The following is a 21,871-nucleotide window of genomic DNA, read 5'->3' on the forward strand; positions in this document are numbered from 1 at the left end:
AGGGAACGGTTTGCCGAGCACGCAGAATCCCGCGCCGGACACGGGCACGGACGCCGAAGAGGCGGCCGCGCGGGCCGAGCGCTTCGAGCGGGACGCGATGCCCCTGCTCGACCAGCTGTACTCGGCCGCCATGCGGATGACCCGGAATCCCGCCGACGCGGAGGACCTCGTCCAGGAGACTTACCTGAAGGCGTACGCGGCCTTCGCGTCTTTCAAGGCGGGTACGAACCTCAAGGCGTGGATGTACCGCATCCTCACGAACACCTACATCAACGGCTATCGCAAGCGTCAGCGCCAGCCGGTGCAGCAGCCCACCGAGGAGATCACCGACTGGCAGATCGCCAAGGCGGAGAGTCACACCTCCAGCGGGCTGCGCTCGGCCGAGGTCGAGGCGATGGACAACCTGCCCGACGCCGACGTCAAGGAAGCGCTGCAGAAGCTGCCCGAGGAGTTCCGCCTCGCGGTCTACCTCGCCGATGTCGAAGGTTTCGCGTACAAGGAGATCGCCGAGATCATGGACACGCCCATCGGCACCGTGATGTCCCGGCTGCACCGCGGCCGCGCCCAGCTCCGTGACCTGCTCGCCGACGTCGCGCGCGAGCGCGGCTTCATCCGCGCGGGCAAACAGCAGGAGGTGGCGGGGCGATGAGCGAGGACTACTGCGCCGGAGCGGACGACAAGGTCAGGTGCGAGGAGGCCCTCGCCGACATCTACCTGCTCCTGGACAAGGAGTGCAGCGCCGAGCGTGACGCCGCCCTGCGCAAGCACATCGAGGACTGCCCGCCGTGCCTCGAGGAATACGGCATCGACGAGCACATCAAGCAGCTGCTCGCCCGCAAATGCGGTGGCGACCACGCGCCGGACGACCTCAAGTCCCGGCTGCGGGCCTCCATCCGCCAGACGGTGCAGACCAAGGGCTCGGTCACCATCGAGCGGACCGAGGTCAAGATCGAGCAGACGTTCGAGTAACCACGGCCCAGGACACACGAAGGCCCCCGTACCGGATCGGTGCGGGGGCCTTCGTCGTCTGATCGATGATCAGGAGTTGGGCTTCTTGCCGTGGTTCGCGCCGTTCTTCTTACGGTCGCGACGCTTGCGGGCGCGCTTCGACATGTTTCACTCCTCGTCCGAGTGGCCCGCGCGGGGTGATACGACACCGCTGGGCCAGGGTCAACCTCTCCAGTGTGTCATGCGGCCCTCACCCTGCTTGGATGGGGACGTGTCCACCCTTTCCGATCTCCTCGCGGAGAACACCGGCCTGTCCGGTCAAGCCGCGGACCATCTCCAGACCGTGGTCGCCGAATGGCAGCTGCTGGCCGACCTGTCCTTCGCCGACTTCCTGCTCTGGGTCGCCGTGTCGGAGGAGCTGCAGCCCGACGGCGGCGACTTCGTGTGCGTCGCGCACGCGCGCCCGACGACGGCGCCGACCGCCCATCCGGAGGACGTCGTCGGCTCCCGGTTCACCGAGGACGAGCATCCGCAGCTGGCCAAGGCGAGCCGCGAGGTGCGGATCTGCCGCGAAGAGGACCCGCATTGGTACCGCGACCTGCCGATGCGGCGTGAGGCCATCCCGGTGGTGTTCGGCGGCACGGTGATCGCCGTGCTCAGCCGCGAGACCAACCTGGCCGCGTCCCGCGTGCCGAGTCCGCTCGAGATCGCCTATCTCGGGAGTGCGGGCGACCTGTGCCAGATGATCGTCGACGGCACCTTCCCCAGCCCGGGGAACCAGACGGACACCCACACCAGCCCGCGGGTCGGCGACGGTCTCATCCGTCTCGACCCGACCGGCACCGTGGTCTTCGCCAGCCCGAACGGGTTGTCGGCCTATCACCGGATGGGGCACGAATCGGATCTCGTCGGCCAGCGCCTCGCGCCGCTGACCAGGTCGCTCATCCGTGACCCGTTCGACGCGACCGAGGTGTCGCACCGGATCATCGAGGCGCTCGACGGCAAGCCCAGCAGCCGGACGGAGGCGGATTCCCGGCGCGGCGCCGTCGTGCTGTTCCGTGCGCTGCCGCTGCGGCCCGCCGGGCAGCCCGCGGGCGCGCTGGTCCTGGTGCGCGACGTCACCGAGGTCAAGCGCCGTGACCGCGCCCTCCTTTCGAAGGACGCGACGATCCGTGAGATCCACCACCGGGTGAAGAACAACCTGCAGACCGTCGCCGCGTTGCTGCGGCTCCAGTCACGCCGGACCTCCAGCGAGGAGGCGCGGCTCGCGCTCGGCGAATCCGTGCGCCGGGTCTCGTCGATCGCGATGGTGCACGAGGCGTTGTCCATCTCGGTGGACGAGCGGGTCGATCTCGACAAGCTGCTCGACAACGTCCTCCCGATGGTCGGCGAGGTCGCGACGGCCGAATCGCAGGTCGGGCTTTCGCGCACGGGTTCGTTCGGTGTCGTCGTCGCCGAGATCGCGACGCCGTTGGTGATGGTGCTGGCCGAGCTGGTCCAGAACGCCATCGAGCACGCCTTCCCCGACGGACGACCGGGCAAGGTCGAACTCGTGGTGGAACGCTCGGCGCGCTGGCTCGACGTCGTCATCCGCGACAACGGGCGCGGGCTGCCTTCGGGGTTCTCGCTGGAACGCAGCGACGGCCTCGGGCTCCAGATCGTGCGGACCCTGGTGGAGTCGGAACTGCGCGGATCGCTGTCGATCCGGGGATTGCGCGGGGATTCCGAAGAGACGGGCGGACGCAGGCTGGGCACCGAAGCCGCCTTGCGGATCCCGCTGTCGCGACGTCTGTAGTGGACTGTCGCGTTTGGTCGTCCTCAATGGACAGTCTCACCCGGACACGTTTTAGGGCCGGCGCCCGAAGAGAAGTGGCGCCGGCCCTGTAACGGTTCCGCGGGAGGACTTGTGAAAAGTCCGCTGAAGCCACACCCCCTCGGGGGCGTGTCGGCCTCGCTTGTTAAGCTCAAGTCGGGTAGGTGTCACCTCGCGACGCAGGGCCATAGCGCCACTGCACCGCGGGATTACCCGAGGCTTGGGGTTGTCACTCAGTTTTCGGTGATGCGATGAAGCGTGCGTGAGTTGAAAAACTCAGGCGGAGGTACGCGTGCCGATGTGCGTACGACGGCGCTTCAGGGCCCGTCGCTCGTCCTCGCTCATCCCGCCCCAGACGCCTGCGTCCTGCCCGCTGGCCAATGCCCAGGCCAAGCAGTCGGAAGCGACGGTGCAGCGGTGGCACACGGCCTTCGCCTGCGCTACCTGCGACAGAGCAGGACCGCTGGTTCCCACCGGGAAGAACAGCTCGGGGTCCTCGTCTCGGCAGGCCGCGTCGTGGCGCCAGTCCATGTTTCTGAGCTCCTTCATAACGGCGCGGTACTCCGCGCCATAGTCGTCATGGCGGTCGTTTTTTTGGGTGCTTGTGAATGCTTTCACGAAGCACCCGTTTCGACAAGGGTTTTCTGAAGATCGGTGAGTCAGCTCACCCGGCCGAGCGACGCTTCTGACCTGCGGTTTCGTTCCGAAACAGCCTTCCGATGGGAAGGCCGATGCGGTGAGCGGAGGTTCTGCGTCGATGAGCGGCAGTTCGTACTTTGCCGCAGGCGATCAGCGGTCCGGTCGTCAGACGATTACCGTCAGTGCTTCCGGGACGCTGAAGAACTCCACCCTCTTCCGCTGGCCGACGAGGTCGCCGTCCACCTGGAAGTTTACCGGTTCAGCAGCGTCAATGCGGATCATCGGCAGGTCATCGTGACGAAGGAGACGTCGTCCGCGTTGGTCGCTCTTCGTGAGCAATGCCTGCCGTACATGCTTGAACACGGTGGGCAATCCCAGACCGCTCAACGCGAAAAGGCCCAGTCCGGTGTCGAACGAGCTGTCCGGGTTCAGGTGGACGGGACGGTCGCCCAGGTAGCTCCACGGATCGGTGTTCGACACGAAAGCGGTCAGCACTTCGGTGGGCTCTTCACCCGGGATGCGGACCGTGAGGGGCGGACGACCGAGCGGAGGCCGCAGATGCGACGCCACCGCGGCCCTCAGATAGAGCCCCGCGGTGGTCTGCTTGCCCCGGCGCTTGGCCACGCGGCCGACGACGTCGGCGTCCCAGCCCAGGCCGGCGTTGAAGGTGAACCAGTGGCCGTCGGCGATCCCGAGGCCGACTGTGCGGCTTCGGTCGTTCTCGATGGCGTTGAGGAGCTGATGGGTCGCCTCGACGGGATCGTGCGCGATCCCGAGCGCGCGGGCGAAGACGTTCGCCGAGCCGCCCGGCACGACACCGAGCATGGGGACGTCGCCGACCTTCGCCGGATCGCCGTCGGCGTCCGCGAGGAGACCGTTGACCACCTCGTTGACCGTGCCGTCGCCGCCGTGGGCGACCACCAGGTCGATCCCGTCGCGGGCGGCGGACCGCGCCACGGCCATCGCGTGGCCGCGGTAGTCGGTCTCCACCACGTCGAGTTTGACCTGGCTGGCCAGTGCGTGCGCCAGCACGTCACGGCCACCGGCGGTGGTCGAGGTGGCCTGGGGATTCACGACGAGGATGGCACGCACATACCGCAGGGTAAGTGACTTCGGCCCGAAGAGGGGAGCGTCAGGTGACGCGAAGCTCAGTGGCCGTGCGTCCTCGAAGCAGCACCGTATGACCCCTGTGGCGGGCGTCCCTCCTCATCGCCGGCGGCTATCGCGCGTCGTGACAAGTGCACCCGGGCCGACCGCCCGCTCATCGACGACGCTTCCAATTCTTCCCATGCGGCGGCGAGGGGAAACCGGCCGACCGGGTGGCATACGATCGAAAGTGCTCACGTACGGTGACCCGCCCTGGTGGAGCGCCGTGTCCGGAAGCCTGGAAGGCTGTTTCGCCGTGTCCATCGCCGACAAGCTCTCGCCCGCGCCCCGTGAAGTCCGCCTCGCCGGCGCCGTCACCGCGCTGCCGGGGCTCGCCCTGATCGTGTTCGCGATCCTGCTCCTGGTCAACGGCCGGGCCGGGCCCGAGAACCTCCTGGCCGAAGTCGCCTACTACCTCGTCCTCGCGGCCGGGACGCTGGCCTGCGCGGCCGGGCTGATGATGGGGAAGACGTGGGCGAGGTCGCCCGGCGTGGTCGTCGCGCTGATCCTGGTGGGCGTCGGCTGGTACGGCGCCGGCCCGTCCGGGCAGCCGTTGTGGGGTGTGCCGCTGGGGCTGGTCGGCGTCGCCGTCATCGTGCTGCTGTTCCGGCGCCCGTCGCGCGCGTGGGCGCTCGGGATGCAGGAAGGCGAGACCGAGGAAGAGGCCGCGGAGCGGGACGGCGCCGCGGGCCGTGCGGCGCGTCGTGAGCGCGAGGAACGCGACTCCTGACGCCGCACTCGCGTGATCAGAGGCGGATTTCGCGTGATTGGGGACGTAACTCGCGTGATCGAGGCCGTACCTTCGAGTGTCGCCTCCAGACACGCGAGTTACGTGTCTGATCACGCGAGTCACGCCTTGGCTAGACCTGGGCGGCGAGTGCTTTCAGGGGTTCGTCGGTGAGGCGGTCGACGGTCCATTCGTCCATCGGCACCGCGCCGAGCGACTTGTAGAACCCCTGTGCCGGGTTCCAGTTGAGCACCGACCATTCGAGACGGGCGTAGCCGCGCTCGACGCAGACCGCCGCGAGGGTGGCCAGGAGCGCCTTGCCGAGGCCGGAGCCGCGCTGCTCGGGGCGGACGTAGAGGTCCTCCAGGTAGATGCCGTGCACACCGCGCCAGGTGGAGAAGTTGAGGAACCAGAGCGCGTAACCGACGATCTCGCCGTCGACCTCGGCGACGTGCCCGAACAGGCCCGGCGCCTCGCCGAACAGCGCGACGCGCAGCTGCTCGGGCGTGAGGTGGCATTCGTCCGGGGCGCGTTCGAACTCGGCGAGGTCGTAGACGAGCTGGACGACGGCGTCCACGTCTTCTTCGCGGATACGCCGGATGCGGTCGTCCATTTTCAGTCCTCTGTGGTGGGGAGCAGGTTGAGGTGTTCGATCTGCGGCTCGCCGCGTTCGTCGCCGAGCACCGCGACACCGGCCGGGTCGAGTCCGAAGTGGACACCCGCCGTCGACGGGAGACCGATCCAGCGCGCGACCAGGACGCGGCTGAAATGTCCGTGGCCGACCAGGATCACGTCACCCCTGCCGAGCGGCTCGCGGATCCGGTCGATCAGCTTGTCGGCGCGGGCGTTGACGTCTTCCGCGCTTTCGCCGCCGGGGATCGGGCGTGACCAGACCGTCCAGCCGGGGACGGTCTCGCGGATCACCGGGGTCGTGACGCCCTCGTAGTCGCCGTAGTCCCATTCGGACAGCTCTTCGGTGACCTCGTCGACGCGCAGTCCGGCCAGTTCGGCGGTGCGCAGCGCCCGGGTGCGGGGGCTGGAGAGGACGAGCGCCGGGCTGCCGCCGAGTACCGCGCGCAGGGTGCCGCCCGCCGCGCGGGCCTGCCCCTCGCCGGCGGCCGTGAGCGGGATGTCGGTGCGTCCGGTGTGCCGTCCGTTGACGGACCACTCGGTCTGACCGTGCCGGAGGAGGAAGAGCCGATGTGCCACGTTGCGAATATAGCCTGCCGTCCGGTTATGCTACTGGTGAGTAACATGGTGAGGAGACCGTGATGGCGCAGAATCCGACCTACGCGATGTGGAACCGGCTGGCGGGCAAGCCGGTCGGCAAACAGCTGTTCTCGGCGGCGATGTGCCTGCGTGTGCCGTACTTCCGGACGGTGCTCCCGTCGGTGCGCGAGCTGCGTCCCGGCCGGTGCGAGGTGACTTCCCCGAAGTGGTGGGGTGTTTACAACCACATCAAGACTTTTCACGCGATCGCGGCGTGCAACCTCGCGGAAATCGCGATGGGCATGCTCGCCGAGGCGACCGTGCCGACGACGCATCGGTGGCTGCCGAAGGGCATGACGGTCGCGTACGTGGCGAAGGCCGAGACGAGCTTGCGGGCCGTCGCCGAGCTCCCGGAGTTGCCGGAATTCGGCGACGAGGGTTTCGAGCTTCCCGTGCCGGTGACGATCACGGACACGAACGGGAAACCCGTCGTGACCGCGACCATCACCATCTGGGTGACCAAGAAGAAGTAGGCGCGGGCGACCTTAGGCATTTAGTCCTCTGAATGCGGTCCTTGCGCGTGCAACTACCGCATTCAGAGGACTAAACGCGGGTGGTCAGAGGGGTTTGAACTGGACGTAGGTCACCTGCTTGAAGGTGTTCTTCCCGCTCGCCGACGGGAGGCCGAGGACCTCGTTGGCCGCTCGCGTAAGCGGGCCGCAGCCGGTCGTGCCCGGCAGGGCGAGCTGCGAGTCGACGACGCCGAACTTCACCGTCTTCGGGTTCTGCGAGACCACCTCGAAGGGGACCGTGGGATCGTCCTTGACCACCGAGTGCAGCGGCGCTTCGAGGGTGCCGATCGTGCATTCCTTGGGCAGCAAGGGATGCCGCAGGACGGCGTAGAGGTCCAGCTCGCCGCGGCGTTCGTCGTTCGACAGGAAGTCGGAGTAGCCGCCGTACTTCAGCTGCAAGGTCGTGCCGAAAGCGCCGCGGATCCGGGCCGGAGCGTGCCGTAGTTCGCCGAACACCTGCGCGAACTTCCCGTCCACCTCGCCTTCGGAGAACGTCAGCCGCATCTCCCCGATCGGGATCTCCCGGTCGCCGATGGTCAGGACTCCTTGGGAGACAAAGGCTTCGCAGCGCCACGTGCCGGGGTCGGCGTTGGCGGGCGGAGCGGGGCAGGCGGAGAAGTCGAAATTCGGCAACTCCGCGGCGGACGCGTGGCCGGGGAAGGCGAAGAGGGCGGCTGCGGACAGTGCGGCCGCGGTCGCGGCGAGAAGGCGTCTCATGACTCGAAAGAGTGGTCTGTGCCGGTCCGAGCCACATCGGGGAAGCCACCCAAGGGACCCCTGAATCGCCACGTTCGAGTGAAAATAAACGGTGTTTACCCAGCTGACGCGAATCTGCTTCGGATTCGCCCTTGAAGGCGGCTCGAACAGCGGGCGATCATCGGCGCATGTCCCCACTGTCGCGCCGCAAGTTCCTCGGGTACACCGCGCTCAACTCCGCCGCCGCCCTCGGGCTGACCACGATTTCCACCGCGCAGGCCGAAGAAGCGTCCCCGGGCTTCTCGACGGCCGTGGTGATCGGCACCGGCTACGGCGCCGCGGTCACCGCGCTCCGCCTCGGTGAGGCCGGGATCCCCACGGTCATGCTCGAAATGGGCAGACTGTGGGCCGACCCCGGGCCGGACGGCAAGGTCTTCTGCGACATGCTCCGGCCGGATCGCCGGGCCGCGTGGTTCAAGAACCGCACGCAGGCGCCGCTCGCGTCGTTCCTCTGGATGGACCTGGCGAACCGGGACATCGGGCGGTACCCCGGCGTCCTCGACCGGGTGAGCCACGGCGACATGTCCGTCTACGTCGGCCGCGGTGTCGGCGGCGGTTCGCTGGTCAACGGCGCGATGGCCGTCACGCCGAAGCGGTCGTACTTCGAGGAGATCCTGCCCGCCGTCGACGCGGACGAGATGTACGGGACGTACTTCCCCCGGGCCAACCGGACCCTCGGCGTGAACCACATCGACCCGCGCTGGTTCGAAACCTGCCGTTCCTATCGCTACGCGAGGGTGTCCCGGAAGGCCGCGACGCGCGCGGGACTCAAGACGGTGTTCGTGCCCAGCGTTTACGACTTCGAGTACATGAAGCGGGAAGAAGCGGGCGAGGTGCCGAGGTCCGCGCTCGCCTCCGAGGTCATCTACGGCAACAACCACGGCAAACGGTCCCTCGACAAGACCTACCTCGCGGCCGCGCTGGGCACCGGGAAGGTGACCATCAAGACGCTGCACGAGGTCCGCGGGATCACCCGGCAGACCGACGGCACCTACGTCCTCACCGTGCACGAGACCTCCGAAGACGGCGCGATCGTGGCGAGGAAGCAACTCGGCGCGAAATACCTGTTCCTCGGCGCCGGCAGCCTCGGTTCGACGGAACTGCTCGTGCGGGCACGGGAAACCGGGACGCTGCCGGAACTGAACGACGCGGTCGGGCGCGGCTGGGGCACCAACGGCAACGTGATGCTGGGCCGCGCCAACCACGCGTGGGATCTCGGCGGATCGCTGCAGTCGGGTATGCCCGCGCTCGGCATCGACGCGTGGGACGACCCGGTGAACCCGGTCTTCGCCGAGGTCGCGCCGGTACCCGCCGGGGTCGAGACCTGGCTGAGCCTGTACCTGGCGATCACGAAGAACCCCGAACGCGGCCACTTCACCTACGACGCCGCGAGCGACTCCGCGCGTCTCCACTGGCGGGCTTCGCAGGGGAAGCCGTCGATCGACGCGGCGAAGTCGTTGTTCGACAAGGTCAACCGGGCGAACCGCACGATCTACCGCAGCGACCTGTTCGGGGATACACGGTCGTTCGAGAACCGGTTCACCTATCACCCGCTGGGTGGTCTGGTGCTGGGTGAGGCCACCGATCCGTACGGCCGCGTGAAGGGCTACCAGAACCTCTACGTGACCGACGGATCGCTGATCCCGGGCAGCACCGGGGTGAACCCCTTCGTCACGATCACCGCGCTGGCGGAGCGGAACGTGGAACGGGTGCTGGCCGAGGACGTGGCGCGCTAGCTCAGTTCGCGGCCCGCAACTTCTCGTAGTACGCCACGCAATCGTCGTACCTCGGCAGCAATCCCTGTTCCAATGCCTCTTTCAGGTAGGGCGCCGCAGTGTCCTTTTCGGACACCACGGGGTCGATGTCCTGGGGCCAGGGCAGGGCGAGATCGGCGTCCATCGGGTTCACGCCGTGCTCGCCCGCCGGGTTGTACGGCTCGGAGCAGAGGTACGCCATGACCGTTTCGTCTTCGAGCGCCATGAAGGCGTGGCCCAGGCCTTCGGCGATGTAGACCGCTTTGTACTCGGTGCTGTCGAGCAGGACGGACGTCCATTCGCCGAAGGTCGGCGAGCCGACCCGGAGGTCCACGATGACGTCCAGCAGCGAACCGCTCGGGCAGTACACGTATTTCGCCTGCCCGGGCGGGGTGTCCGCGAAGTGCACGCCGCGGATGGATCCGCGTCGCGAGACGCTGGTGTTGGTCTGCCCGAGGCGAAGCCGGTGCCCGACCGCCTCGACGAACGCTTCTTCCTGGAACGGCGCCACGAACAGGCCGCGGTGATCGGGGAAAACCCGCGGGGTGAATTCGAAACAGTCGGAGATGCTGAGGCGCCTGGCTTGCATGTGCCCAATGCTAACGAGCGCTTCCCAAACCGGACGGACGTCTTGCGAAAACTCTTCTGAGCTGCGGAAAGCCGGGCCGGTTTGTGACATCAACCGCACCAGAGGGGCACACTGGTCCGCACGCCTGTCACAATGATCTGACCGCTGCGTCCGCGGCCGTCGCCACACCCACGGCACCGATGGCCGATTGGACGCTTCGCCGACAGGCCGGCGCTACCGCGCTGGGCTGCCGTGTCGGAGGACGAGTTACCCCAGGTGGCCGGGCCATGCCCACTTTGGCCTGCTCACCGGCCAGTTCCCCCGCTCGCAGTCCCAGGAGAATTCCAATGACCTTCGCTCGAATCGAGACTTCGCCGTCCTTAGACACGGCGGAAGCAATGACGGGAAGCACCACGATGACCACGCCAGTGACGGACACCGAGATCTTCGAGGGGCACGAGGGCGGCAAGCTCTCCGTGGCCGCCACGCGGCCGATCTCCTCGCCGCGTGACCTTTCGGTCGCGTACACGCCTGGGGTGGCGAAGGTGAGCCGGGCGATCGCCGAGGACGCGGCCAAGGCGAAGCGGTACACGTGGGCGGACAGGCTGGTCGTGGTGGTCAGCGACGGTACGGCGGTGCTCGGCCTCGGTGACATCGGCGCGAGCGCTTCGCTGCCGGTCATGGAGGGCAAGTCGGTCCTGTTCAAGACCTTCGGCGGGCTCGACTCGATCCCGCTGGTGCTCGACACCACCGACGTCGACGAGATCATCGAGACCCTGGTCCGGCTGCGCCCGTCGTTCGGCGCGGTGAACCTGGAGGACATCTCGGCGCCGCGCTGCTTCGAGCTGGAGGACCGGCTCAAGGAGGCCCTCGACTGCCCGGTCATGCACGACGACCAGCACGGGACGGCGATCGTCACGCTGGCGGCGCTGCGCGGGGCGAACCAGGTCCTCGGCAAGGACATCGCCGGCCAGCGCGTGGTCGTCTCGGGAGCGGGCGCGGCGGGTGTGGCCTGCGCCAGGATCCTGCAGAACGCCGGCGTCGCCGACGTCACCGTGCTCGACTCGCGCGGCATCATCCACGAGGGTCGCGAGGGCCTGAACCCGATCAAGCGGAAGCTCGCCGAGACCACGAACACCGCCGGTCTGCGCGGCGGCCTCGGCGAGGCGCTGAAGGGCGCCGACGTCTTCCTCGGCCTGTCCGGGGCGACCATCGACGAGACCCTGCTGGCCGGGATGGCCGACGACGCGATCGTGTTCGCGCTGTCCAACCCCGACCCGGAGGTGCACCCGGTCGCGGCGTCGCGGTACGCCAAGATCGTGGCGACCGGGCGCAGCGACTTCCCGAACCAGATCAACAACGTGCTGGCGTTCCCCGGCGTCTTCCGCGGCGCGCTGGACTCCGGTGCGCGGGCGATCACGGAGAACATGAAGCTGGCGGCGGCCGACGCGATCTTCGCGGTCGCGCAGGACGACCTCGGCCCGGACCGGATCGTCCCGAGCCCGCTGGACCCGCGGGTCGCGCCCGAGGTGGCCGCCGCGGTCGCGAAGGCCGCTGAGGCCGACGGCGTGGTGTGACGGTCCCTTTCACGCTCTCTCGAGTGCTAGGAACGGTCCTTTCCTTGCGAAATTCGCCAGGAAAGGACCGTTCCTAGCGTCTGGGGGTTGACACGCTCAGCCGAGCAACTCCGCCAGCCGGTGCCGCGGCAGGTCGATCAGCCGCGCGTCCGTCAGCTCCGGCGGCACGTCCAGCGAGACGTTCGCCAGCCGCGCGTGCGCCCTGGTCAGCAGCTCGTCCTGGTGCTCGACGGCGTCCGCGACGACGATGGCGTGCCGGTTGTCCGGGGTGCTCCGCAGCAACCGCAGCTTGTACTTCGCCCCGACCAGCCGGTTGAGCGCGCCCTGCGCCTCGGCGTTCGTCAGATCGGGATGCGAGTTCGGGACCAGCAGCGCCAGCCGTCGCGCGTTGGTGCCCAGCAGGGTCCGCAGCAGCCACGGGCCGGGGTCGGCCGAGAGGTCCATCGCGACCGCGTCGCCTTCCGGCCCGGAAACGGACCAGTCGACCGGCCGCGACTCCAGCGCCAGCCCGCCCTCGGTGGCGATCTCGTGCAGCTTGTCCAGCAGTGACGGCTTGGCCGCACCGGCGGACTCCACCGACTGCGGGCCGTGCGTGTAGATCGCGGCCTTCCCCTTGCCGCCGCGGTTCTTCTTCGACTTCGCGGTCGGCTGGCAGACGTAGAGGTCCGCCGCGCTCCCGATCGCCTGCGCGCCGAAGTACCGGTTGAAGTCCGGCAGGATCGCTTCGAAGGTCAGCCCGAGCGTCGCGAGCGCCCGCTGCACCTGCGCGCCCAGCGCGGGGTGACGCGGGCTGTAGCCGTAGGCGAGCAGCAGCCGCCCGTCCGAGGGTTCGGCGAGCGCCTGCACCCCGCGTGCGGCGAACAGGCCCATTCCCTCGGGGGTGTAAGGCGGATCACTGAACACGAGGTCCATCCGCCCGGTCACCGAGGGCGGCAGGCCGACGCGCAGATCCGTGTGCAGCGTGCGGATGGAGCGCTCGCTGAGTTCGTCGATGTAGGAGAGCACGCGGTCGTCGAGATCGACGACGGTGAGGTCCGCGTCCGGCCGCAAAGCGCGCACGGCCAGCGAAGTGAGGTCGTGGTCGCCCAGGAACAGCAGCTTCGCCGTGCCGAGGTCGTAGCGCTCGTCCAGCCACAGCGCCCGGTTCAGCACCGTCTCCGGCGTCGCCTGCACGTGATCGAGCGCGGCCAGCGGCGCGGGCACGTTCTCGACGTAGCCGGTGATGGTCTTCAGCAGGTCGGGATCCGATTTCCGGTCCCGCGCCCCGAAGCGCGCGTACTTCTCCCGGGCGGTGGGGGCCAGCCGCAAGCGGGACTCGTTCCGCTCCAGGTCGTCGCCGAGCGCGTTCAGCACGTCTTCGACACTCCGGCGTGGCGCGGTGCTGACGCGGACCAGCTCGCCGAGGTCACGCCAATCCGTCCGGAGCAGGGAAATCACCTGATGGAGCGGTCGCACGTGGACACCGTGCGCCGCGAGGACGTCATCGACGGAGAGACTCACGGCCAGCAGCCTAGTGACCCGCCCCCTGGGACACCGTGCCAACAGGCAGGATCTGGGCTACGGTTTTTCGACCAGACATGGGGAGAGACACGTGACTATCGAGTTCCGTGGCGTGACGAAGCGGTATCCGGACGGGACGGTCGCGGTCGACGACCTGAACCTCACCGTGGAGGACGGCACCATCACCGTCTTCGTCGGGCCGTCCGGCTGCGGCAAGACCACGTCGCTGCGGATGATCAACCGGATGGTCGAGCCGACTTCGGGCACGGTGCTGCTCGACGGCAAGGACGTCAGCGACGGCGATCCGGCGCTGCTGCGCCGCGGCATCGGTTACGTCATCCAGCACGCCGGCCTCTTTCCACACAGGACGGTCCTGGACAACGTCGCCACCGTGCCGCTGCTGTCCGGCTGGGACAAGGGCAAGGCGCGCAAACGTGCGGCGGAACTGCTCGAGACCGTCGGCCTGCCGTCGGAACTCGGCAAGCGGTACCCCGCCCAGCTTTCCGGCGGCCAGCAGCAGCGTGTCGGGGTCGCGCGGGCGCTCGCGGCGGATTCGCCGGTGCTGCTGATGGACGAGCCGTTCTCCGCCGTCGACCCGATCGTCCGCGAGGAACTGCAGGACGAACTGCTGCGCCTGCAGTCGCAACTCGGCAAGACGATCGTGTTCGTCACCCACGACATCGACGAGGCCGTGCGGCTCGGCGACAAGATCGCGGTGCTCCGCGTCGGCGGTGTGCTCGCGCAGTACGGCACGCCTTCGGAGGTGCTGCGGCATCCCGTCGACGACTTCGTGGCGTCGTTCGTGGGTAAGGATCGGGGCTATCGCGGGCTTTCCTTCCTTTCGGCGGAAGGGATCGTCGTCGAAGAGGTCAAACGGGTCGAGGTCGGCAAGCCGGTCCCCGGTCCGTCCGACGAGTGGCAGGTCGCGGTCAACGCCGACGGGCAGCCGCGCGGCTGGCTGCGTCCGGGGTCCACTGTGGACGGAGCGCTCGCGGAGACCGATCTCGTCGCCGGTGGTTCGCTGTACCTCCAGGGATCGCCGATTCGGGGCGCGCTCGACGCGGCGCTTTCGTCGCCCGCGAGCCTCGGTGTCGTGGTGGACGCCGACCAGAAGGTCCTCGGCGTGGTCAGAGCCCAGCAAGTCCTCGAAGTGATCGAAGCGCCGTCGCTGAGTTCCTGATGGGGGACTTCTTCGCGGAGCTCGGCCGCTACCTGGGCAGCGCCAACAACAGGTCGCAGTTCTTCGGCGACCTGCTCGACCACATCTATCTTTCACTGGTCCCGCTGGTGCTGGGCCTGGTGATCGCGGTGCTGGCGGGCTGGCTCGGCCACCGGTTCCGGTCCGTGTGCTCCGTACTGCTCGTCCTGTCGAACCTGCTGTACACGATCCCGTCGCTCGCCTTGTTCGTGGTGATCCCGGGCATCATCGGCTCGAAGATCCTCGACAGCGTCAACGTCATCGTGGCGCTCACCGTGTACACCGCCGCGCTCCTGGTGCGCCCGGTGCTGGACGCGCTCGACGCCGTCCCGCCGCACGTCGTCGCCGCGGCCACGGCGATCGGCTACAAACCCGCGCGCCGTTTCCTCACCGTCGAACTTCCGCTTTCGGTACCGGTGCTCGCGGCGGGCGTCCGGGTGGCCTCGGTCAGCAACATCAGCCTGGTCAGCGTCGGCGCGCTGATCGGCACCGGCGGGCTCGGCGTGCTGTTCACCGACGGCTTCCAGCGCGAGTACTTCTCGCCGATCGTCGTCGGGATCGTCGCGACGCTGCTGCTCGCGCTGATCGTCGACCTGCTGCTGGTCCTCCTGCGTAATGTCCTCACACCCTGGGACCGGGTGGCGACCACGGCGGGGGCGAAATGATCGGCGACGTGCTGAACTGGTTCGGCGACCCGGCCCACTGGCAGGGCCCGGACGGCGTCCCGGCCCGGCTGCTGCAGCATCTCGGCTACACGGCGCTGGCGCTGGTCTTCGCGCTGATCATCGCGATCCCGCTCGGCCTCTACGTCGGGCACACCGGTCGCGGCGCGGTGCTGCTGGTGAGCGGCGGCAACGCGATCCGCGCGCTGCCGACGCTGGGCCTGGTGACCTTCCTGTTCCTGCTCTTCACCGAAAGCGAGCTCTCGACGATCATCGGCCTCGTGGTGCTCGCCATCCCGCCGATCCTCGCCGGGACGTACGCGGGTCTGCAGGCGACCGACCACGGCGTCGTCGACGCGGCGCAGGGCATCGGAATGACCGGCTGGCAACGGTTGTGGAAGGTGGAGGTGCCCATCTCGCTGCCGCTGGTGCTCGGCGGGGTACGGAATTCGGTGCTGCAACTGGTGGCGACGGCCGCCGTGGCGGCGTACGTCGGGCTCGGTGGGCTCGGCCGGTTCCTGCTCGACGGACTGGCCATTTTGGACTATCCGCAGGTGGTCGCGGGCGCGCTGCTGACGACGTTGCTCGCCGTCGCGCTGGACCTCGCGCTGGCGGGTGTCCAGCGGTTGCTGGTGCCCAAGGGAGTTCGGCTGGCACAGGCCGCGAGCGGGAAGAAGGCGAAGGTATGAGGCGGCGGATGGCGGCGCTGTTCGCCGGGATCGCTTTGCTGACGGCGAGTTGTGGCAACCCGCTCGCCGGTGGTGCCGAGGGCGGTGCGACCGGTGACATCATCATCGGCGCGTCCGACGTCGGGGAAAGTCTTCTGCTGGCCCAGATCTACGCGGGCGCGTTGCGCAACGCGGGCGCGGAGAACGTGACCGTGCGCCCGCCGGTCGGCGGCCGCGAGGTCGTCGTCAAGGCACTGCAGGACAAATCGCTCTCGGTGGTGCCGGACTACAGCGGGAACCTGTTGCGCTACTTCGACAAGGACACGCAGGCGACCACGCCGGAGGACGTCTACGCGCAGCTGAAACAGAAGTTGCCGTCGGGATACGAAGTCCTCGAACAGGCCCCCGCGGAGGACAAGGACCTGTTGGTGGTGCGCAAGGAACTCGCCGATTCCGGGATCCGGACCTTCTCCGATCTCGGCAAGCGGTGCAAGGAACTCGTGTTCGGCGGCCCCGGGCAGTGGAGCAGCCGCTGGAAGGACAAGATCAAGGCGCTCTACGGCTGCGAGTTCGCCGAGATCCGCACGACCGACACCGGCGGCCCGGTCACGGTCGCGGCGCTGAAATCCGGCGACATCCAGGTCGCCGACCTGTTCAGCACGTCGTCGTCGATCGCCGCCAACGGGTTCGTGCCGCTGGTGGACGACAAGAACATGTTCCCCGCGCAGAACATCGTGCCGTTCGTGGCGAAGGGGACGTTGTCACCGAAGGAGGTCGACGCGCTGAACCGGGTTTCGGCGGCGCTCACGACCGACCAGCTGACCGAGCTGAACGTCCAGTTCAGCGAGGAGAAGCGCAACCCGCTCGACGTCGCCGAGGAGTTCCTGCGCCGGAACAACCTCCTGGCGCCGTCCTGACCCCTCCGGCATGCGTTTCGTCCTCTGAATGCGGTCCTTGCGCGTGCAACTACCGCATTCAGAGGACGAAATGCGGGAGGGGCTAGAGGCGGTCGAACGCGGGGGAGTAGCGGAACTCGCCCTTGAGGTCCGGCGTGTACGCGCGAAGGGTGCGGACCTGGAAGTGCGGCGCCCATTCCGCGACCGGTGGCGTGATCCCGTGCTGTGCGGCGAGCACGAAACCGAAGCGGGAGTAGTAGTTCGGGTCGCCCAGCAGGACCACCGCGCCGTAGCCGAGCGCGTCCGCCGCGCCGAGCACGGCGTGCACGAGCGCGGAGCCGACGCCGGACGCGTGGTACTCGGGCAGCACACCGAGCGGGCCGAGACCGACTGTCGACTTCTCGTCGCCGCCGAGTTTCGACGGGCTGCAACAGACGTGCCCGACGACCTTCCCGTCGCGTTCGGCCACGATGGACAGTGCGCCGATCAGGTCGCCGTCCTCTCGTAGCTCGTCGACGAGTTTCGCCTCGACCACCGGGACACTGAGTTTCGCGAACGCGGCCAGATGCACGGCGTGGATCGCCTCGCGGTCGGCCGGGATTTCCTGTCGGAGCAGCATGCGCCCGAGTGTGCTCCATCCGAAGGTAGGATGGAAATCGTTTTCCGCCAGCCGACGTCACGACTTTAGTAGGCGGCCATCCGTGTGTACTTGTCCAGGCGTGAAACGCCGGGAGGGCGGGAAAACGACCACCAGATGTGCGGATCCCCAATTCTTCGTGGGCCGTACGGGCGCAAAACGCGACTAAAGGCGGGGGCTGAACGGTGCCCGAGCTGCGTCGGCACGGCGCCCATTACTACCGGGATGTCCGTAATGCAAGGTCTTCCTTGGGGTGAAAACGCGACTTAGTCTCAGCCTGCGCTCCTAAGTGGAACGCGGTTCACCTCTGATTCACCCCAACGATCCGGCGGGCTTCTTCATGCCCGTGGGTCGACCCTGCCTGGGAGGAATATCTTGAACAATTCCCTGGGAACCTTGAAGAGACGACTGCCCGCCTTCGGTGTGGCCGCGGCCGTCGCGGTGCTGACCGCGCTCGGCGGCACCACCGTCGCGTCGGCGGCTGAAGGTTCGATCGTCAACGCCGGCAGCGCCAAGGCGATCAAGGACAGCTACATCGTCGTGCTGAAGGACGGCTCGTCGGTCGAAGCCACCGCGAAGAGCGTGACCCAGCGCCACGGCGGCACGATCGAGAAGACCTTCGCGTCCTCGGTCCGCGGCTTCTCCGGTGCGCTGACGGAAAAGCAGGCGAAGCGCGTCGCCGCCGACCCCGCCGTCGCTTACGTGGAGCAGAACCAGACCGTCTCGATCTCGACGGATCAGCTGAACCCGCCGTCGTGGGGCCTGGACCGGGTCGACCAGCAGAGCCTTCCGCTGGACCAGAAGTACAGCTACAGCACCACGGCGTCGAACGTCACCGCGTACGTCGTCGACACGGGCATCCTCACCACGCACCCCGACTTCGGCGGGCGCGCGACCCACGGCCGTGACACCGTCGACAACGACAACGACGCCACGGACTGCCAGGGTCACGGCACCCACGTCGCCGGCACCATCGGCGGTACCGCGCACGGTCTGGCCAAGGGCGTCAAGCTCGTCGCCGTCCGCGTGCTGAACTGCTCCGGTTCCGGCACGACCGCCGGCGTCATCGCCGGTGTCGACTGGGTGACCGCCAACGCCGTCAAGCCCGCCGTCGCGAACATGAGCCTCGGTGGCGGCGCTTCGACGACCCTCGACCAGGCCGTCCAGCGGTCGATCGCGTCGGGTGTCACCTACGGTGTCGCGGCCGGTAACGACTACGGCGCCAACGCGTGCAACAGCTCCCCGGCCCGCACGCCCGAGGCGATCACCGTCGGTTCGACCACCAACACCGACGCCCGGTCCGACTTCTCCAACATCGGCACCTGCCTCGACATCTTCGCGCCGGGCAGCGGCATCACGTCGACCTGGCTGAACAACGGCACCAACACCATCAGCGGCACCTCGATGGCGACCCCGCACGTCGTGGGCGCGGCGGCCCTCTACGCCTCCGCCAACCCGTCGGCGACGCCCGCCCAGGTCCGCGACGCGCTGGTCAACGCCGGCGTCAAGGGCAAGGTGACCAACGCGGGCACCGGTTCGCCGAACGTGCTGCTCAACACCGGCAGCGGCGGTGGCCCCGGCCCCGAGCCGACCCCCTGTGGCACGCAGACCAACAACGGCGTCGTCGCCATCCCCGACGCCGGTGCCGCGGTGACCAGCACGATCACGGTCGCCAACTGCGCCCGCAACGCTTCGGCCACCACCAAGGTCGCGGTGAACATCACCCACACCTACGTCGGTGACCTGGTCATCGACCTGGTCGCGCCCGACGGCACCTCGTACCGCCTGAAGGGTTCGAGCGGCGACTCGTCCGACAACATCAACACCACCTACACCGTGAACGCCTCGGCCGAGGCCGCGAACGGCGCGTGGAAGCTGAAGGTTCAGGACGTGTACCGGATCGACACCGGCTCGCTCAACAGCTGGTCGTTGACCGTCTGATCCACCCTGGAGTACGTGAAGGCCCCCTTCCTCCTGCTGGGAAGGGGGCCTTCCCGTATCCGGAGGGTGATTCGGCGCCCAGTTGCGGCATTCGTCCACTAAGGACCGTCGTGAGGCTTTAACCTCTCCGCATGCAGCCCGGACCGCCCTACCAGCAGGGACCTCAGCAGCCGTACCCACCGCAGGGATACCCCGGCTACCCGCAGCCCGGATACGGGCCGCCGCCCAAGAAGTCGAACACCGGACTGATCGTCGGGCTCATCCTCGGCGCGGTGGTGCTGCTCGGCGGCGGCGGGGTCGCGGCCTTCCTGCTGCTGTCCGACTCCGGCTCTTCGTCGACCGCCTCACCGACCTCGTCCAAGAAGAGCGGCCCGCCGGACAAGTACACCTCGATGCCCGGCTGCGAAAAGATCGGCAGCAAGGTGCGGAACCTGCCGCCGCTCGAAACGCCGAAGGGCGAGGAACCGGCGAGCACGTCGAACGACGAGATCACCTACACGCGTTCGTCCTGCTCCTGGCGTGAACCGAACGCGCCGTCCGCGACCGTCTCGATGTACCTGTCGAAGTCGAAGGAGCCGGGCTCGGGCGCGGGGGAGGCCTGGGCCAAGGCCGGGGTCGAGAACGCCGTGACCGACGGCGGGGTGCTCATCCCCAGCATGGCGAAGTCCACCAAAGCCGTGCACACCAAACTCGATTCGCCGAGCCAGTGCCAGATCAAGTTCTACCAGGGCAACGTCGAGGGCGAGATCATCGTGACCGGCCCCGACCCGTCCGGAACGGTCAACCAGACGGTGTGCAAGGAGAACGCCCTCAAGATGGCCAGGGCGACCTCCGAGGCGATCGGCTAGCTTCCCCGTACTACAGCGAAGGCCCCCTTCCCGTCAGGAGGAAGGGGGCCTTCGCGTAGTACTCAGGCGATCAGTCGAACGCCCGGGCGATCAGCGCCTTCTGCTCGACCTCGTGCACCTTGGACGAACCGGCCGACGGCGCCGCCATCGGACGACGCGACACGACGTCCAGGTTGGAGAACACCTCCGGGAGCTTCCGGGGCAGGTTCAGGCCGAAGAACGGCCACGCGCCCTGGTTCTCCGGCTCCTCCTGGACCCAGACCGCGGGAGCGCCGTTGTAGCGCTCCAGCGCCGCCAGCAGCTTCTTCTTCGGCAGCGGGTAGTACTGCTCGATGCGCACGATCGCGACGTCGTTCGCCTCGCGCTTCGTGCGCTCGGCCACCAGCTCCCAGTACAGCTTGCCCGACGTCAGCAGGACCTTGCGGACCTTCGACGGGTCGACGACGGCGTCGTCGATGACCGACATGAACTTCGTCTGCCCGGTGAAGTCCTCGACCGCCGAGGTCGCCGCCTTGTTCCGCAGCATCGACTTCGGGGTGAAGGTGATCAGCGGCCGGTTCACCCCGTCGAGGGCGTGGCGGCGGAGCAGGTGGAAGTAGTTCGCCGGGGTCGACGGGACCGCGACGGTCATCGAGCCTTCGGCGCACAGCGAGAGGAAGCGCTCGATGCGGCCGGAGGTGTGGTCGGGGCCCTGGCCTTCGTGGCCGTGCGGCAGCAGCAGCACGACGTCGGAGAGCTGGCCCCACTTGGCCTCGCCGGAGGAGATGTACTCGTCGATGACGGTCTGCGCGCCGTTGACGAAGTCACCGAACTGCGCTTCCCACATGACGAGTGCTTCGGAGTTGGCCACGGAGTAGCCGTATTCGAAGCCGACCGCCGCGTACTCGGACAGCGCCGAGTCGTAGATCATCACGCGGCCCTGGTTCTCGGCGAGGCTGGCCAGCGGGGAGTACTCCTGGCCGGTCTTGCGGTCGATCAGCACCGAGTGGCGCTGGGTGAAGGTGCCGCGGCGGGAGTCCTGGCCGGACAGCCGCACGAGGCGGCCTTCCATGGCCAGCGAACCGAAGGCGAGCAGCTCACCGAACGCCCAGTCGATGCCGCCTTCGCGGGACATCTTGTGGCGGCGTTCCATGACCGGCTTGACCCGCGGGTGCGGGGTGAAACCCTCGGGCACGTTGAGGAACGCGTCGCCGATGTGCTCGATGACCTCGGTGGTGGTCGCGGTGGGCACCTTGGCCGGGACCTGCTGCTCCTCCTCGACCGAGGGGCTGGCCTTGGCCGGGTGCTTCTCCAGCTCGCGGACCTCGTTGAAGACGTGCTCCAGCTGGCTGGAGAAGTCGCGCAAGGCGGCTTCGGCCTCTTCGACGGAGATGTCGCCGCGGCCGATCAGCGATTCGGTGTAGGTCTTCCGGACCGAACGCTTCGTGTCGATGATGTCGTACATCGCCGGCTGCGTCATCGAGGGGTCGTCGCCCTCGTTGTGGCCGCGGCGGCGGTAGCAGATCAGGTCGATCACGACGTCCTTGTGGAACGCCTGGCGGTAGTCGACGGCCAGCTTGGCCACCCAGTGCGCGGCCTCGGGGTCGTCACCGTTCACGTGGAAGATCGGCGAGCCGATCATCTTCGCGACGTCGGTGGCGTACTGGCTCGAACGCGAGTGCTCGGGCGCGGTGGTGAAGCCGACCTGGTTGTTGACGATGACGTGCACGGTGCCGCCGGTGCGGTAGCCGCGCAGCAGCGCCAGGTTCAGGGTCTCGGCCACGACACCCTGGCCCGCGAAGGCCGCGTCGCCGTGCATCAGGACGGGGAGGA

Annotated in this window: 23 protein-coding genes; 13 read left to right on the top strand and 10 right to left on the bottom strand. The window is 68.2% G+C overall.

What is annotated here, in order from left to right; all coding sequences use genetic code 11:
• The first annotated feature begins 10 nt into the window (after positions 1–10).
• Positions 11–649 (top strand): sigma-70 family RNA polymerase sigma factor, encoded by a 639-nt coding sequence (locus tag DMC64_RS12970; RefSeq protein ID WP_026466946.1) that lies wholly within the window; start codon positions 11–13, stop codon positions 647–649.
• Positions 646–969, top strand: a complete 324-nt coding sequence (rsrA, locus tag DMC64_RS12975) for a mycothiol system anti-sigma-R factor (protein ID WP_125733630.1) — start codon at positions 646–648, stop codon at positions 967–969. Before DMC64_RS12970 ends, rsrA begins: the two co-directional genes overlap by 4 nt.
• A gap of 69 nt (positions 970–1,038) precedes the next feature.
• Here the strand turns inward: rsrA and DMC64_RS43665 are convergent, their stop codons facing one another.
• Positions 1,039–1,113 carry a 50S ribosomal protein bL37 gene (locus tag DMC64_RS43665; RefSeq protein WP_369299112.1) on the bottom strand — a complete coding sequence of 25 codons (75 nt, stop codon included), beginning with the start codon at positions 1,111–1,113 and terminating at the stop codon, positions 1,039–1,041.
• A gap of 106 nt (positions 1,114–1,219) precedes the next feature.
• Here DMC64_RS43665 and DMC64_RS12980 point away from each other — a divergent pair, with 106 nt between their 5' ends.
• Entirely contained in the window at positions 1,220–2,743 is a 1,524-nt protein-coding gene (locus DMC64_RS12980; RefSeq protein WP_037341059.1) for a sensor histidine kinase, read from the top strand.
• A 294-nt stretch (positions 2,744–3,037) separates the two neighbouring features.
• Here the strand turns inward: DMC64_RS12980 and DMC64_RS12985 are convergent, their stop codons facing one another.
• Both DMC64_RS12985 and DMC64_RS12990 read right to left on the bottom strand, forming a co-directional pair.
• Positions 3,038–3,292 carry a WhiB family transcriptional regulator gene (locus DMC64_RS12985; RefSeq protein WP_007028999.1) on the bottom strand — a complete coding sequence of 85 codons (255 nt, stop codon included), beginning with the start codon at positions 3,290–3,292 and terminating at the stop codon, positions 3,038–3,040.
• Positions 3,293–3,565: 273 nt separating this feature from the next.
• The gene (locus DMC64_RS12990) at positions 3,566–4,492 is read right to left on the bottom strand and encodes a diacylglycerol kinase family protein (RefSeq protein WP_037341061.1); all 927 of its coding nucleotides are present in this window, start codon (positions 4,490–4,492) and stop codon (positions 3,566–3,568) included.
• A gap of 244 nt (positions 4,493–4,736) precedes the next feature.
• On the opposite strand from DMC64_RS12990, the gene DMC64_RS12995 reads away from it, so the two are divergent.
• A complete protein-coding gene (locus DMC64_RS12995; RefSeq protein ID WP_037341063.1) occupies positions 4,737–5,276 on the top strand; it encodes a hypothetical protein in 540 nt (179 codons plus the stop codon).
• A gap of 130 nt (positions 5,277–5,406) precedes the next feature.
• Here DMC64_RS12995 and DMC64_RS13000 read toward each other — a convergent pair whose 3' ends face one another.
• Both DMC64_RS13000 and DMC64_RS13005 read right to left on the bottom strand, forming a co-directional pair.
• Entirely contained in the window at positions 5,407–5,886 is a 480-nt protein-coding gene (locus tag DMC64_RS13000; protein ID WP_037341065.1) for a GNAT family N-acetyltransferase, read from the bottom strand.
• A 2-nt stretch (positions 5,887–5,888) separates the two neighbouring features.
• Positions 5,889–6,482 carry an acid phosphatase gene (locus tag DMC64_RS13005; protein WP_125733631.1) on the bottom strand — a complete coding sequence of 198 codons (594 nt, stop codon included), beginning with the start codon at positions 6,480–6,482 and terminating at the stop codon, positions 5,889–5,891.
• 62 nt (positions 6,483–6,544) lie between these two features.
• Here DMC64_RS13005 and DMC64_RS13010 point away from each other — a divergent pair, with 62 nt between their 5' ends.
• Positions 6,545–7,015 carry a hotdog fold domain-containing protein gene (locus DMC64_RS13010; RefSeq protein WP_037341070.1) on the top strand — a complete coding sequence of 157 codons (471 nt, stop codon included), beginning with the start codon at positions 6,545–6,547 and terminating at the stop codon, positions 7,013–7,015.
• An 84-nt stretch (positions 7,016–7,099) separates the two neighbouring features.
• On the opposite strand, the gene DMC64_RS13015 is transcribed toward DMC64_RS13010, so the two are convergent.
• Positions 7,100–7,771, bottom strand: coding sequence for a hypothetical protein (locus DMC64_RS13015; protein WP_125733632.1), 672 nt, complete (start codon positions 7,769–7,771; stop codon positions 7,100–7,102).
• Between the two features lie 167 nt (positions 7,772–7,938).
• On the opposite strand from DMC64_RS13015, the gene DMC64_RS13020 reads away from it, so the two are divergent.
• Complete coding sequence (locus DMC64_RS13020) at positions 7,939–9,546, top strand: GMC oxidoreductase (RefSeq protein ID WP_125733633.1); 1,608 nt, start codon at positions 7,939–7,941, stop codon at positions 9,544–9,546.
• A gap of 1 nt (position 9,547) precedes the next feature.
• Here DMC64_RS13020 and DMC64_RS13025 read toward each other — a convergent pair whose 3' ends face one another.
• Complete coding sequence (locus tag DMC64_RS13025) at positions 9,548–10,153, bottom strand: dTDP-4-dehydrorhamnose 3,5-epimerase family protein (protein WP_037341079.1); 606 nt, start codon at positions 10,151–10,153, stop codon at positions 9,548–9,550.
• A gap of 395 nt (positions 10,154–10,548) precedes the next feature.
• On the opposite strand from DMC64_RS13025, the gene DMC64_RS13030 reads away from it, so the two are divergent.
• Positions 10,549–11,709 (top strand): NADP-dependent malic enzyme, encoded by a 1,161-nt coding sequence (locus tag DMC64_RS13030; protein WP_228694861.1) that lies wholly within the window; start codon positions 10,549–10,551, stop codon positions 11,707–11,709.
• A gap of 96 nt (positions 11,710–11,805) precedes the next feature.
• Here DMC64_RS13030 and DMC64_RS13035 read toward each other — a convergent pair whose 3' ends face one another.
• On the bottom strand, positions 11,806–13,209 hold the full coding sequence (locus tag DMC64_RS13035; RefSeq protein WP_125733634.1) for a bis-aminopropyl spermidine synthase family protein: 1,404 nt from the start codon (positions 13,207–13,209) through the stop codon (positions 11,806–11,808).
• Positions 13,210–13,300: 91 nt separating this feature from the next.
• Here DMC64_RS13035 and DMC64_RS13040 point away from each other — a divergent pair, with 91 nt between their 5' ends.
• The 4 genes from DMC64_RS13040 to DMC64_RS13055 are packed head-to-tail and all read left to right on the top strand — an operon-like array spanning position 13,301 to position 16,654.
• Positions 13,301–14,389 carry an ABC transporter ATP-binding protein gene (locus DMC64_RS13040; protein ID WP_125733635.1) on the top strand — a complete coding sequence of 363 codons (1,089 nt, stop codon included), beginning with the start codon at positions 13,301–13,303 and terminating at the stop codon, positions 14,387–14,389.
• The gene (locus tag DMC64_RS13045) at positions 14,389–15,072 is read left to right on the top strand and encodes an ABC transporter permease (protein WP_016337055.1); all 684 of its coding nucleotides are present in this window, start codon (positions 14,389–14,391) and stop codon (positions 15,070–15,072) included. Before DMC64_RS13040 ends, DMC64_RS13045 begins: the two co-directional genes overlap by 1 nt.
• The gene (locus tag DMC64_RS13050) at positions 15,069–15,758 is read left to right on the top strand and encodes an ABC transporter permease (RefSeq protein ID WP_125733636.1); all 690 of its coding nucleotides are present in this window, start codon (positions 15,069–15,071) and stop codon (positions 15,756–15,758) included. Before DMC64_RS13045 ends, DMC64_RS13050 begins: the two co-directional genes overlap by 4 nt.
• 8 nt (positions 15,759–15,766) lie before the next feature.
• Positions 15,767–16,654, top strand: coding sequence for an ABC transporter substrate-binding protein (locus DMC64_RS13055; protein ID WP_370323860.1), 888 nt, complete (start codon positions 15,767–15,769; stop codon positions 16,652–16,654).
• Between the two features lie 82 nt (positions 16,655–16,736).
• Here DMC64_RS13055 and DMC64_RS13060 read toward each other — a convergent pair whose 3' ends face one another.
• The gene (locus DMC64_RS13060; RefSeq protein ID WP_037341096.1) at positions 16,737–17,252 is read right to left on the bottom strand and encodes a GNAT family N-acetyltransferase; all 516 of its coding nucleotides are present in this window, start codon (positions 17,250–17,252) and stop codon (positions 16,737–16,739) included.
• Between the two features lie 393 nt (positions 17,253–17,645).
• On the opposite strand from DMC64_RS13060, the gene DMC64_RS13065 reads away from it, so the two are divergent.
• Together DMC64_RS13065 and DMC64_RS13070 are read left to right on the top strand one after the other, a co-directional pair.
• On the top strand, positions 17,646–19,211 hold the full coding sequence (locus tag DMC64_RS13065) for a S8 family peptidase (RefSeq protein WP_125733638.1): 1,566 nt from the start codon (positions 17,646–17,648) through the stop codon (positions 19,209–19,211).
• Positions 19,212–19,342: 131 nt separating this feature from the next.
• Positions 19,343–20,059: a hypothetical protein gene (locus tag DMC64_RS13070; RefSeq protein WP_037341100.1), complete on the top strand. Its 717-nt coding sequence runs from the start codon at positions 19,343–19,345 to the stop codon at positions 20,057–20,059.
• A 70-nt stretch (positions 20,060–20,129) separates the two neighbouring features.
• Here the strand turns inward: DMC64_RS13070 and DMC64_RS13075 are convergent.
• Positions 20,130–21,871: multifunctional oxoglutarate decarboxylase/oxoglutarate dehydrogenase thiamine pyrophosphate-binding subunit/dihydrolipoyllysine-residue succinyltransferase subunit (locus DMC64_RS13075; RefSeq protein ID WP_125733639.1), on the bottom strand; the 1,742-nt coding region annotated here is incomplete at its 5' end.

The organism is Amycolatopsis sp. WAC 04197, assembly GCF_003947475.1.
In the GTDB taxonomy this organism is placed as follows: Bacteria; Actinomycetota; Actinomycetes; order Mycobacteriales; family Pseudonocardiaceae; genus Amycolatopsis; species Amycolatopsis japonica.